This window comes from Larkinella knui, assembly GCF_003858645.1.
Taxonomy (GTDB): domain Bacteria; phylum Bacteroidota; class Bacteroidia; order Cytophagales; family Spirosomataceae; genus Larkinella; species Larkinella knui.
This window is the reverse complement of sequence record NZ_RQJP01000007.1, coordinates 280,496-293,556: the sequence shown is the minus strand read 5'-3', so window position 1 is coordinate 293,556 and position 13,061 is coordinate 280,496. Positions and strand designations below refer to the sequence as shown.

Sequence of the window (13,061 nt, the reverse complement as noted above, 5' to 3'; positions counted from 1 at the left end):
TGACAAAGGTACCGGGCGTTAGCCGGGCCATCTGTACCAAAAAACGACAACCACTTACCAGTTTACGACACGAAACAGCAAGCAACAGAGCGATTAGCTGATGGGGGCGGCCTGGTCAATGAGCCGCTGCAAAACCGAATCGAGCGTTGTCACGTCGGGCAGTGTCAGCAGGAAAACCTCCTCGAGTACGGAGCGAATTTCGGCCACGCTCGCCAGGTCACGCTGCTCGGATTCACCACCCAGATGATGCGTCGTAAAAACCGTATTGCGCAGGCCATACCGCCGGTCGGCCGTCGATCGGGCAACGGCCAGATTGTTGATAAAATACGAGTTGGGATTGGTACACAAATACCAGCTAAAGACTTCATAGTCGGGCAGCAGATGCTCCCGCAACGTGAAGCGATACAGCGACTTCCATTCGTCTTTCACCTGCGCCTGCACCACCAGTTCTTCGCTGGACTCGATCAGCCGAAACGGTTCGTGGGGTGTCGTCTGTACAGTATCCAACTCCAGCAGCAGCGGCCCGGTGGGCGACAGACCGCCAAAACCCACATCGACGAGAAAGGAATCATCACCCACTTCCACGTTCAGCAGTTTATGGCTAATGGCTTTCACCTCGCCTTCCGGAACGTTCCACAGAACCCGGGCCGCCAGCCCCCTCACCCGAAAACCCAGCGCCTTCAAAACGTGGCTCAACAGATGATTCTGCTCGAAACAATAGCCACCCCGACCAGTGTGCACCATTTTTTGTTGAAGCGAATCGATATCGAGCAAAACCGGCAGACCGAGCAACGGATTCAGGTTTTCAAACGCGATGGTTTCCGTGTGCAAACGTTGCAGCGCCCGCAGCGTTTCGAGCGTTGGCGTGCGCTCACCGGCATAGCCGATGCGCCGGAAATAGGCGTCGAGATCAATTCCCGAAACCGCCGGTTCCGGTTTGTTTTCCTGAGAAAAAGGGGACTGCATCTGAAAAAGTTATCAACACATGTGAAAAAAAAGTCCGGGAAATTTTTCAAAATACCGCCCTGCCGGCTTTTGCTGCTGACACAGGGCTGTCATACCTCCGGTGTTTCTTTGTACCATACAAACCAACACGATCATGGCACAAGCACTTGCAGAACAAACCGAACTGACGGTCGCGTCTTTCCTGACCGACCTCGCCATTTATAACCAGTGGGCAAACCAAACGCTGGTCGATTGGCTGAAAACGAAACCCGCCGGGCTGATGGTCCAACCCGTACCGTCGAGTTTTCCCAGTCTGAAAGAGACGCTCCTGCACATCTGGGATACGCAACGGTTCTGGCTTTCTGTTTTGCAACAAACCACTCCTCCGCAATCGTTCCGGTGGTTTGGATTTGAGGGCACTGTGGATGACGTTTTTGAAGGAATTTTGCAACAATCGGCAGAAATGACGACCTATGCGCTGTCGCTCACGGCATCGGAATGGCAGGAACAGGTCATCTTTACGTCGCCCTGGGCGGAAGGTGTCCGTTCGCGCATCGAATTTTTTCAGCATTGCCTGAATCACAGCACCTATCACCGGGGACAGCTCGTTACGATTGGCCGGAATGTGGGCCTGACGGATGCCCCGATGACGGATTATAGTTTTTATTTTTTGAGAACATAGGAGCACGGATTAAACGGATGGGGCGGATAAAAACGGATTCTATCCGTGGAAATCGGTTCCATCCGTTTGATCCGTATTCCTATCTCCTATTTATTCTTAATCCAATGACTCATTCGGACCTTATCCAATACCGCCTTCACAATCAACAACTTACTCAAACTACGCTGGCGACTCCCGGCGAGACGGTGGCGTGGTTCGGGGCGGTTCAGGGGCAGGAGTATGCCGCCGGAAAATGGGCCCTTGGCAATCGGCTACCGGGCAGCACCGACGCCGACATCGAGCAGGCGATCGCCGACCGCACCCTGATTCGTACCTGGCCGATGCGCGGCACCCTGCATTTTGTGGCAGCTGCCGATATTCACTGGATTCTGGAGCTAAACCAGCCGCGCTCGCAGAACCTGTACGCGAGTCATTTCCGCCAGCTCGAATTAAGCGAAACGGTGATTGCCAAAAGCAAAGCGGTTTTCGAAAAGGCTTTGCTGGGTGGTAAACACCTGACTCGTAGCGAACTAAAGACCATCCTGGAGCAGGCGGGTATCCCCGCGCACGAAAACCGGCTGGGTTTCCTGCTGGTGCGAGCTTCCTGCGACCGGCTGATTTGCCACGGCGTCCGGCGCGGCAAGGAGTTCACCTTTACGCTCCTCGACGAATGGATTCCCGCCCCCAAACCCCTGCTGCGCGACGAAGCACTGGCCGAATGGACCCGGCGGTATTTCACCAGCCACGGCCCCGCTACCCTGGCGGATTTTAGCTGGTGGTCGGGCCTGACGCTGACCGATGCCAAAGCCGGAATGGAGATGGTCAAAGGCGGTTTTGTTTCCGAAGTCATTGAAGGGCAAACGTACTGGATGCCCGCATCTTTACCAACCACCAGCGCCACAACCGCCTATCTGTTACCGGTTTATGACGAATACCTGGTGGCTTATAAAGACCGCAGTGCCCCGCTTGGCGGCCTGAATCCGGAACAAATCGCAGCCTCCGGCAACGGTATTTTCAGTCCGGTTATCGTAATCGACGGGCGGGTGGCCGGCACCTGGCGACGGACGTTGAAGAAGAATGCGGTTTTGCTGGAAACCACTCTTTTTCACTCCCTCAGTGCCGCTCAGAATCAGGCGTTGTTGGATGCCCAGGACCGATACCGGCGGTTTTTAGGACTGGCGTAAGTCGTTTCTTGTGGCAGGCTGGCAGGAGCCGTATTTTCAGACTATCCACCTGCGACGAGTTCGCCCAGGCCAACTCCCCTCGCCTTACGACTCCAGAAGGCCGGAAGCGGTTTTGCCTTCCAGCGTGTTAATCATTTTTAACAGTGTTTTTTTAAAATCAGTTAGTTCAGCAACGGTGGTTTCACTACTGCGAAACGATTCAATAATTCGTTCAGGAATGCAGATGGCTTTGGCCTGAAGATTTTTCCCTTCTTCTGTCAGTGAAATCTCTACCACCCTTTCGTCGGAATCCAGCCTCTTCCGGCGGATCAGCTGCTTCTGTTCCAGCCGTTTCAGCAGGGGCGTCAGCGTATTCGATTCCAGATACAAAAGCGTACTTATTTCACTTACTGACTGGTGATCTTTTTGCCACAACACCAGCAAAACCAGGTATTGCGGATAGGTAATATCTATTTCTTTTAATAAAGGGCCATACAGTTGAGTTGTCAATCTTGAAGCAACATACAATGGAAAACAGAGTTGATGCTCCAGATATAGAATCCCGGTATCTTTCATTTCACAAGAGCTTTTTTAGAGTCGATTCGGTAGCCTTTGGCCCCGTAGTCGGCGCGAACCGTTTGACGGGTCTGCCCTTTTTATCCAAAATAAATTTAGTGAAGTTCCATTTGATTTTACTACCGAAAAGGCCTCCCAATTCAGATTTCAAGTAGGTAAAGATCGGATGCTCATTCTCACCATTGACGTCCACTTTGGCAAACATCGGGAAGCTCACCCCGTAATTTAACTGACAGAATTCCTGAATGTCGGCCGAACTTCCCGGTTCCTGGCCCCCGAATTGATTGCAGGGAAAGCCTAAAATAACCAATCCCTGGTCTTTATACTGGGTATATAAATCTTCCAGGCCTTCATACTGCGGGGTTAGACCACACTGACTCGCCGTATTGACGACCATGATCACTTTCCCTTTGTATTGTTCCATCGAAATGACTTCTCCGGCAAGGTTGGCCGCTTCGAAGTCATAAAATTTTTGGTCAGGCATGATCTGAATTGCTTTTAGAGGTAGAAAAAAGAGATTGATAAGCGCCCGTTGACCACAAAGCCCAGGCTACCAATACCGGTTGAAAAAATAACCGGATCAGCCGTTTCTGATCCGTATCCAGACCAAAAGCATCGATTCGGTTCAGGTATTGAGCGATGTTGCCGGGAAAAACCAGAACGTAGAAAACCGCTAAGGCAAGCCCGATTTTTACTTTATGGCGGCCCCCAAACACCATTCCTAATCCCAGAAGGATTTCCACAACCCCCGACAGAACGACCACCAGATCTTTACTCAAAGGCAACCAATTGGGGACTTGCGCCTGAAAATCCTGCCGCTGGAAGGTGAAGTGCCCAAGAGCGGCCAGAATCATGAAGGCGCCCAGGAGAATCCTGAAGATATTTTGGAGGGTGCTGGTTTGGGGAGTTTTCATTTTTTAAGTCGTATACGTTTAAATCGCCTGCGATGTAAATGTAGCTATTTTATGTTCCCGGGCATCAACAAAATTAAATTTTCAGGAAAATCAGCCGGAACACGGCGCGGATCTACGCGGCTTCCAATCGCCGGGAAATGCAAAACCGGTGCCAGCCCTTCTGCTCTTCATACCGCACCTGCAACCCGTAGGTGTCGCAGATCTCCCGGATAATGGCCAGTCCAAGCCCCACGGAATCGGGGCTGGAGCCTTCCTTTTTGAAGCGTTCAAAAAGCCGTTCCGGGTTCGAAACCAGCGCATTACCCGTATTGCCCAGCCACAAACTTTGCCCGTCAGACGCCAGTTCCACGCGCCCCTCGGCATGATTGTGTTTGATGGCATTGTTGACCAGATTCATCACCAGACTATCGGCCAGTGACGGCGGCAACTGAACCTCAAACGGCACCCGGCTCGGGATCTGAACTGTAATTTGTTTGTGGAGCAAGACCTCGTCCATGTCGGTCAGTTTTTCGGCCAGTAAAGCCGTCAGATCAACGGTTTGGTTTTCGGTAAACTGGTGATTCTCAATCTTTGCCAACAGCAACAACCCCTGATTCAGCCGGGCCATGCGCCGGGACGCCTGGTAGATATCTTCAATCCAGCGGCCCTGGCTTTCGGTCAGTTTTTCCGACTGAATAAGCTGTTCGACTTTGGCATTGATGAGCGCCAGGGGCGTCTGGATTTCGTGGGACGCATTTTCGGTAAATTCCTTCAGGCTGCGGTAATCCTGCTGCATTTTGTCGCCCATCTTCCGAAGTACCTCATTCAGTTCGCGAAACTCGTTGATCTCCGGTTTATCGAGTTGCAGGGGCGTTGCGCTCGCCAGATTGAAGCGTTTGATGCGCGACAGACTTTCGTAAAACGGATGCCAGAGCCGCCCCGACAGTTTTCCCTGAAACCAGAACGTGCCGAGCAGCAGCAGCCCCAGACAGGTCGCCATCGTAGCGGTAATGACCTCGATCAGCTGGTAGGATTGAATCAGCGATTTTCGAATCGACACCCGGTTCGTTACGCCCTGAATGGTGGTATAAAACGTAAGCTGCCGGAACGGCATCAGTTCATCGTCGTACCGGTTCCGGATCAGGGTGTCGATAAACGTTTCGGGCAACAGCGGACGATGCCCAACCGGCACGACGTCGACTTTATTTTCAATAAAATACGTACTATCCGACCAGGACTTATGAGCGCGTATATAAGCCTCAAAATCAAGTCGTTCCACCCGCAACCGGCTTTCGACTTCCCGATAAATCAAAATCCGGACGACCTGATAAAAGGCCAGCCCGGCGAACAGATAAATGGCCAGCGAAAAGGCCAGGTAAATGCGGTTGGTTTTAGCGAGCAGTTTCAAGGTTCTCCGAATTTATACCCAATGCCGTACACCGAGCGCACATAATCCGAACCGCCTTTTTCCAGTAGCTTTCGGCGCAGGTTTTTAATGTGTGAATAAACCATATCCAGTGAATCGGCGGAATCGATGTTGTCGCCCCACAAATGTTCGGCGATGGAAACTTTGGTCAGCACAACGTCGATGTTCGACAGAAAATACAGCAATAAATCGTATTCTTTTCGGGAGATGACGGTCAGCTGATCGTTGATGTACACCTTCCGCGACGCGGGCAGCACCCGGATTTCGTGGTACCGGATTTCGGTCTGTCCGCCAAAATTCCGCCGGCGAATCAGCGACTTCACCCGGGCGTTCAGTTCCGACAGATGGAACGGCTTGGTCAGGTAGTCGTCCGAACCAATTTCCAGCCCCCGAATCTTATCTTCCAGCGCATTACGGGCCGAGATGATGATCACCCCCGTAGTGGCCAGCAGCTTCTTCAGCGTCTGAATCAGTTGAAAACCGTCGCCGTCGGGCAGCGTCAGATCCACGATAACACAGTCATAATCATAGAGATAAATCCGCTCGTCGGCTTCCCGGAACGTCCCCGCCGTCTCGCAAATATACCCCTCTTTGTTCATATAGTCGGTGATGCTTTCGGCCAGGCCTTTTTCATCTTCTACTACCAGTACCTTCATTTTTCTACGGGGTTCGTCTAAACTAAACACCAAAAGTAGAGGCCAATGTTGGAAAGATTCTGGAGGTTTCTCATGGAGGGGGTGATGAAAAAAAGATTGTTTCGCAGAGTTTAGCAGAGAAAAAGGGGAGTTACACAGAGAAAAATAACTCTGATAAACTCTGATTTTCTCCGCTAAACTCTGCGAAACAATCTTTTTACTTTCCAAATGTTTCCAGAATTGCCCCTTTGTTTTGCAGGCTGTTGATCACCGATTTGTCACCATCGTGATCCGCAATCGCCAATGAAACACGCTATTTTCTGGTTTATCCGATCATTCAAACTTTTCCTGGTTGCTACGGTACTTCTGCCCGGCCCCGGTATCAGTTTCGCCCAAACCCTGACGCTGTCGCAGGCCATCGAGCAGGGGACGCGGGCTTATCCGTTTCTGAAATCCAAACAGGCCGAAATCCAGAGTGCTGAAAAGCGGATTCAGTCCAGCCGGACGGACTATCTGCCCACCGTCATCCTCCAGGATCAGTACACCTACGCAACCAGCAACAGCCTGAACGGGTCGTTTTTCCCCAACGAAGGAACGTCGGTTTCAACCTCCGGCGGTATTCGGTCCGACAACATCTACCAGGGCACCACCGGCAGTTTCGCCAGCGCCGTCATCGACTGGCGGGTGATCAATTTTGGCCGGGTGAAAGCCAACGTGAAGGTGGCCGAAGCGGATCTTCACCGTTCGCAGTCCGATTACGAAAACGAACTCTTTCAGCATCAGATTCGGATCATCGACGCTTATTTAACGCTGCTGATCAACCAGAAACTGGCAGAAGTCCAGCGCAGCAACGTCGAACGCGCCCAGACGTTCAAGAATGTGGTCGATGCGGGCGTTCAATCCGGTATGCGGGCGGGCGTCGATAGTTCGCTGGCGACCGCCGAAGCGGTTCGGGCGCGGCTTCAACTCCTGGAAAGTCAGCAGCGTGAACAGGTGCAGCGGCTCAGGCTTTCGGAACTCATCGGCCAGGTGCAGGCCGGTTTGCGGGTCGACAGCATGAAATTCTATACGACTTTACCGCAAACCACTTTCCAATCGGATTCAATTTCTCCGAAAAACCCGGTTTTGCGGTTTTTTCAATCCCAGATCAACTTCTCATCCGCGCGGACGGTGGCGCTCCAGCGTTCCATGCTGCCGTCGATTTCGCTCGTCGGAGCCGGGTGGGCCCGGGGTTCGGGATTTGCCAATACCGGCGATGCCTTCAGCATGGATTTTAGCCGGGGCCTTGGTTATCAGGCGTATAATTATCTGTTCGGCGTCGTGGCCCGCTGGAATCTGACCAATACGTTGCGCGTCAAACACGATTACCGCAGCGAACAGTTTCAGGTCGAACGTTTCCGGCAACTCTACAACGACCAGCAATTGCGCATTACCCGCCAGAACCGGGAAGCCGATACGCAATTGCAGGTTGGGCTGGAACAGGCCCGGCAGGCACCCGTCCAACTCCGGGCCGCGCAGCAAGCCTACAACCAGGCCAAAGCCCGCTACCAGAACGGACTGGCCGATTTGCCCACCCTCCTGCAAAGCTTCGTGACCCTGAACCGGGCCGAAACCGACGGCTACATCGCCACCAGCAACGTCTGGCGGTATCTGCTCCTGAAAGCCGCTGCCGAGGGAGATATCTCGCTGTTTATGAACCAGATTAAATAAAGTATACGGTTTTCGGTTTACCGTTTTCGGTGGCTGACGCATGCCAGCTAACACGCTGCATAAATCCGTCAGGAAGCATGCGTCAGCCACCGAAAACGGTAAACCGAAACCGAAAACCCAGAATTTTTATGTATCAACTCATTCGTTCCGCACTGCGGAAGCCCATTTCGGTGCTGGTATTGGTGCTCGGCCTCCTGTTTTTTTCAGTGATGTCGCTGTTTACCATTCCGGTGGATATTTTTCCGAATCTCGATTTGCCAACGATCTACGTGGTGCAGCCCTACGGTGGGATGGCCCCCGACCAGATGGACGGTTTTATCGCGACCCGCTACCAGGACCACTTCCTCTACGTCTCCGGGATTCGCGACATCGACGTAAAAACCATTCAGGGCCTGTCGCTCATCAAGCTTTCGTTTTATCCGGGCACCGATATGGCGCAGGCGGCCGCCGAGGTGGCCAACAACGTTTCGCGCGCCAAAGCCTACATGCCGGAGGGAACCGTGCCGCCCCAGGTGGTGCGGTTCGATGCCAGTTCGGTGCCGGTGGGGCAACTGGTTTTTGAAAGCCCCAGCCGCTCGCTCAACGAAATTCAGGATTACGCGTCGTCGCGGGTGCGGCCCATGTTCTCGCGGATTCCGGGCGTTTCCAGCCCTCCGCCCTTCGGGGGAAACCAGCGGACGGTGATCGTGAAAGTGAATCCGGCCCTGGTGCGGAGCTATCAGCTCACGCCCGAGGAAGTGATCAAATCGATTGTGACCAACAACCAGCCATCACCGGCCGGAAACATTCGGATTGGCGAAAAAACGCTGATGACGCCCGTTAACTCGCTGGTCAAGAAGCCGGAAGACTTTCTCAATATCCCGATTCGGGTCGGATCGGGAACCACGGTTTTTGTGCGTGACATCGCCACGGTGGAAGACGGCGCCGACGTCACGGTGAGTTACGCGCTGGTCAACGGGCGACGGGCGGTATACATTCCGGTGGTCAAAAAATCGGATGCCTCCACACTCGACGTCGTCAACAACATCCGCAAGGCGCTTCCCGAATTGCGGGCCGCCGTGCCGGAAGATGTCAAGATTTCCTACGAATTCGATCAGTCGGTTTACGTCACCAACGCCCTCAAAAGTCTGGTAACGGAAGGAATTCTGGGGGCGGTTTTGACCGGTTTGATGGTGTTGCTTTTCCTGCGCGACTGGCGAAGTGTGATTATCGTGGTGGTTACCATCCCGATCTCGATTCTGTCGGCGGTCATCATGCTCAACCTTTGCGGGCAAACCATCAACATCATGACGCTGTCGGGGCTGGCACTGGCCATCGGGATTCTGGTCGATCAGGCCACGGTGACGATTGAAAACATTCACCAGCACCTGGAAATGGGTCGGCCCAAAGCCGTGGCAATCTGGGATGCCTGTAAAGAAATCGTTTTCCCGGAATTCCTGATTCTGCTGGCCATTCTGGCGGTTTTTGCGCCCGCGTTCGTCATGAGTGGCGTACCCCGTTCGATGTTCCTGCCACTGTCGTTGTCCGTCGGTTTTGCCATGATCGCGTCATTTTTACTGTCGCAAACGTTCGTTCCGGTACTGGCCAACTGGCTCCTGAAAAGTCATCCGGCCCACGAACCGGCTACGCTGGCACTCGATGCGCAGGAACGGCATACGATGCTGGAAGAAGGCGCTCATCCGGTCAAAAATGCCACCGGTTTTGACAAGTTCAAACAACGGTATTCGGCCTCACTCGAAAAAATCCTGAATCGCCGGGGGCTGGTGGTTGGCGGTTATCTAATTGGTAGTCTGGCGATTATCGTCGTGTGCTTTCTGGTGATCGGAACCGATATTCTGCCCCACGGCAACAGCCACCAATTTCAGATGCGCCTGCGGATTCCGGACGGAACGCGGGTGGAACGCACCGAAACCGCCACGCTGAAAGTGCTGGATATTATCAAAGAATCGGTCGGGGCCGACAACGTGGAAATCTCGTCGGCCTACGTCGGCACGGTTCCTTCCAGCTACGGAACGTCCAACATCTTCGTGTTCAACAGCGGTCCGCACGAAGCGGTTTTGCAGGTGTCGCTGAAGGAAGATCATCCGGTGAAAATGGACAACCTGAAGGAAGAACTGCGGGAGCGGATTGCCAAAGCTTTGCCGACGGCCAACATCTCCTTCGAACCGATTGAGCTGACCGAAAAAATCATGAGTCAGGGCGCGTCGACGCCGATTGAGGTGACGGTAGCCGCCAAAGACCTGAACGAAGCCGGGCGGTTTGCCAACAAAATCCGGCAGGAAATGGCGAAAATCGACTTCCTGCGCGACGTCCAGATTGCCCAGCCCCTCGCCTACCCGGTTTTGAACGTAACACTGAACCGCGAACGGGCCGGTCAACTGGGAGTTACGTCCACGCAGGTGGCCCGCTCGATGGTCGCGGCCACCTCATCCAGCCGGTTTACGGACAAAAACCTCTGGCTCGATGAGTCGAAAGGGCTGGCCTATCAGGTGCAGGTGCAGATTCCGGAATACAAAATGAGCAGCGCCAGCGACATCGGAAACATCCCGCTGAAGAGTGGCGAAATGCACCCGCTGCTGTCAGACGTCGCGACGTTTTCGGAAGGTACCGCCCCCGGCGAATACGACCGCGCCGGACCCAACCGGCTGGTGACGATCACGGCCAATTTGCAGAACAAGGATTTGGGTTCGGCCCAAAAAGCCGTTCAACTGGCGATCAAAAACGCGGGTGAACCGCCCCGGGGTGTGCTCGTTGAACTGGGTGGTCAAACCAGCCTGCTGACCGACACGCTGAGCAGTTTGCAAACCGGTCTTCTCGTCGCGATTGTGATTATTTTCCTGTTGCTGGCGGCCAATTACCAGTCGTTTAAGTTGTCGCTGGTTATTCTGGCGGCCATTCCGGCCGTCATCGCCGGGTCGCTGCTGATGCTGCTGGCCTGTGGGGCCACGCTCAATCTCCAATCGTACATGGGTTTGATCATGTCCGTGGGCGTATCGGTCGCCAACGCCATTCTGATGGTGACCAATGCGGAAAATTTACGGCTGGAAATGGGCGATACGCGCAAAGCCGTCGTGCTGGCGGCCAACAGCCGGATTCGACCGATTCTAATGACCAGCATCGCCATGATTGCCGGGATGGTGCCGATGGCCTCCGGTATGGGCGAGGGTGGCGACCAGATTGCCCCGCTCGGCCAGGCCGTCATCGGCGGTTTGATTGCTTCCACGCTGGCGGCTTTGCTGATTCTGCCCTGCGTTTTCACGCAGTTTCAGACCAAAGCTTCCGTTCAGTCTGTATCTCTCGATCCGGAAGATCCGGAAAGCAAATTTTATAATCAACCCCTCAGTACTGTCGTATGAAACCGCTTTTGAAACTCGTTTGGCCCGTTGTCGCTGCTGCCGGAATGGCCGCCTGTACTTCGGCCGCCAGTGAAGAGAAAAAAACCGCTAAAGAGCCTGCAATTCAACAGGTTGCCGTAGCCGAGGTGCAGACGATGCGGCCCCGCCAGGAAGTGATGTTACCGGGCGAACTGAAGCCGTGGAACCGGGTAAGTCTGTACGCCAAAGTAAAGGGTTTTATCCGGGATGTGCGGGTCGATCGGGGTTCGTCGGTTCGGAAAGGGCAGGTGCTGGCGTTGCTCGACGCGCCGGAAGTGCTGTCGGAACTGAGCACGGCCCAGGCCCAACTCCAGGCGCAGGAAGCCGCGTTGCAGGAGCAAACCGCCCGGTTTCGCGCCAGTCGGCTGACTTACAACCGTTTGCTGCAAACCAGCAAAGTCGAAGGGGCGGTTTCGCTGCACGAACTCGATCAGGCGCAGGCCAAAATGCTGGCCGACAGCGCGACCGTAGCCGTGGCAACCGGCACTATTCAGGCGGGCCGTTCCAATTACCAGACCAAAAAAGAACTGCGGCAATACCTGACCATTACCGCCCCGTTCGACGGCGTCATCACCGAAAGGAACGTGAGTGCCGGGGCGCTGGTTGGCGCGGGCGACAGCAATTCCAAACCGCTTTTTGTGCTGGAAGACAGCCGGACGCTGCGGTTGACGGTGGCGATTCCGGAAGCTTTCGCGAATCAACTGGCCAGTAAAAGTGCGGTTACCTTTACCGTCAACGCCATTCCCGAGCAGCGGTTCAACGCGCGACTGGCCCGGAGTGCCCAGAGTCTGGTGGAAGCCAACCGCTCGATGCTGGCCGAATTTGACGTAGACAACAAGGCGAATCAACTGAAATCCGGGATGTATGCCGAAGTGAAGATGCCCATGGAACGAACGGCTTCCACGCTTTTTGTTCCGAAAACCGCCGTGGTCAGTTCCAGCGAAAAAACGTTTGTGATTCGTGTCAATAACAACAAGGCGGAGTGGGTGTCGGTCGAAAAAGGCAATACGCTCGATAGCCTGGTCGAAGTGTTCGGTGGTCTGCGAACGGGTGAGCCCATCGTCAAAATCGCGTCGGAAGAAATTCGCGATGGCCAGACCTTAACCACTACTAAGCAATGATGCGGTATTGGTTTTTCCTGGGAGCGGTGTTGCTGCTGGTTCAGGGCTGCAAAACCCACCGAACCCGCTATCAACTGGTGTATCGTACCAACCGGGGCGACTACCAGGTGCAGGCTCCCGATCTGCGGGCGGTAAAGGTGCAGTGGCACCCGTACACCGTGCAGGTGACGACGGCTGCGGGCCAGAAAAAAACCGCGGCTACCGAACAGCTCTGGGGGTATCAGCAGACCGACGGAACGTTGTACCGGCTGTATCTCGGTACGGCGTACGAGGTGGTGCAGGAAAAGACGCTGACGCTCTACCGGCAGTCGGAGTTTGGGGAAGGGGCCACGGAACACTATTTTTTCAGTGTTACACCCGATGAACCGGTTTTGGCTTTAAACCGTCATAATCTGGAAGTTGCCTTCGCCAAATACCCGTGTATGCAGGACCTGATCCAGCAAACGCCCGCCCGAAACTGGCTCAAAGCCGATCACAAAAGCTACCGGCTGATCGAGAGCTACGATCACTGCCGGCAAAAAGCCGCGGGTTCGCAACTCTCGACGGTTCACTGACGA

At 54.2% G+C, this 13,061-nt stretch carries 12 protein-coding genes; 6 read left to right on the top strand and 6 right to left on the bottom strand.

What is annotated here, in order from left to right; all coding sequences use genetic code 11:
* Positions 1-93: 93 nt before the first annotated feature.
* On the bottom strand, positions 94-966 hold the full coding sequence (locus EHT87_RS29685; RefSeq protein ID WP_124910411.1) for an arylamine N-acetyltransferase family protein: 873 nt from the start codon (positions 964-966) through the stop codon (positions 94-96).
* 133 nt (positions 967-1,099) lie between these two features.
* Between EHT87_RS29685 and EHT87_RS29680 the strand changes: the two genes are divergently transcribed.
* Complete coding sequence (locus tag EHT87_RS29680) at positions 1,100-1,627, top strand: DinB family protein (protein WP_124910410.1); 528 nt, start codon at positions 1,100-1,102, stop codon at positions 1,625-1,627.
* 104 nt (positions 1,628-1,731) lie between these two features.
* Positions 1,732-2,790 carry a winged helix DNA-binding domain-containing protein gene (locus EHT87_RS29675; RefSeq protein ID WP_185716381.1) on the top strand — a complete coding sequence of 353 codons (1,059 nt, stop codon included), beginning with the start codon at positions 1,732-1,734 and terminating at the stop codon, positions 2,788-2,790.
* An 84-nt stretch (positions 2,791-2,874) separates the two neighbouring features.
* Here the strand turns inward: EHT87_RS29675 and EHT87_RS29670 are convergent, their stop codons facing one another.
* The 5 genes from EHT87_RS29670 to EHT87_RS29650 all read right to left on the bottom strand — a co-directional run bounded on the left by EHT87_RS29670 (position 2,875) and on the right by EHT87_RS29650 (position 6,320).
* The gene (locus EHT87_RS29670) at positions 2,875-3,345 is read right to left on the bottom strand and encodes a MarR family winged helix-turn-helix transcriptional regulator (RefSeq protein WP_124910408.1); all 471 of its coding nucleotides are present in this window, start codon (positions 3,343-3,345) and stop codon (positions 2,875-2,877) included.
* Between the two features lies 1 nt (position 3,346).
* Positions 3,347-3,829: a glutathione peroxidase gene (locus EHT87_RS29665; RefSeq protein ID WP_124910407.1), complete on the bottom strand. Its 483-nt coding sequence runs from the start codon at positions 3,827-3,829 to the stop codon at positions 3,347-3,349.
* Positions 3,822-4,259 (bottom strand): DoxX family protein, encoded by a 438-nt coding sequence (locus EHT87_RS29660; protein WP_124910406.1) that lies wholly within the window; start codon positions 4,257-4,259, stop codon positions 3,822-3,824. The genes EHT87_RS29665 and EHT87_RS29660 overlap by 8 nt, the downstream gene beginning before the upstream one ends.
* A 112-nt stretch (positions 4,260-4,371) precedes the next feature.
* Complete coding sequence (locus tag EHT87_RS29655) at positions 4,372-5,646, bottom strand: sensor histidine kinase (protein WP_124910405.1); 1,275 nt, start codon at positions 5,644-5,646, stop codon at positions 4,372-4,374.
* The gene (locus EHT87_RS29650; protein ID WP_124910404.1) at positions 5,643-6,320 is read right to left on the bottom strand and encodes a response regulator transcription factor; all 678 of its coding nucleotides are present in this window, start codon (positions 6,318-6,320) and stop codon (positions 5,643-5,645) included. Before EHT87_RS29650 ends, EHT87_RS29655 begins: the two co-directional genes overlap by 4 nt.
* A 282-nt stretch (positions 6,321-6,602) precedes the next feature.
* Here EHT87_RS29650 and EHT87_RS29645 point away from each other — a divergent pair, with 282 nt between their 5' ends.
* The 4 genes from EHT87_RS29645 (at position 6,603) to EHT87_RS29630 (ending at position 13,058) form a co-directional block, all read left to right on the top strand.
* Positions 6,603-8,009, top strand: a complete 1,407-nt coding sequence (locus EHT87_RS29645) for a TolC family protein (protein WP_124910403.1) — start codon at positions 6,603-6,605, stop codon at positions 8,007-8,009.
* A 128-nt stretch (positions 8,010-8,137) separates the two neighbouring features.
* Complete coding sequence (locus EHT87_RS29640; RefSeq protein ID WP_124910402.1) at positions 8,138-11,365, top strand: efflux RND transporter permease subunit; 3,228 nt, start codon at positions 8,138-8,140, stop codon at positions 11,363-11,365.
* Positions 11,362-12,504, top strand: coding sequence for an efflux RND transporter periplasmic adaptor subunit (locus EHT87_RS29635; RefSeq protein ID WP_124910401.1), 1,143 nt, complete (start codon positions 11,362-11,364; stop codon positions 12,502-12,504). The genes EHT87_RS29640 and EHT87_RS29635 overlap by 4 nt, the downstream gene beginning before the upstream one ends.
* Positions 12,501-13,058, top strand: coding sequence for a hypothetical protein (locus EHT87_RS29630; protein ID WP_124910400.1), 558 nt, complete (start codon positions 12,501-12,503; stop codon positions 13,056-13,058). The genes EHT87_RS29635 and EHT87_RS29630 overlap by 4 nt, the downstream gene beginning before the upstream one ends.
* Positions 13,059-13,061 lie beyond the last annotated feature (3 nt).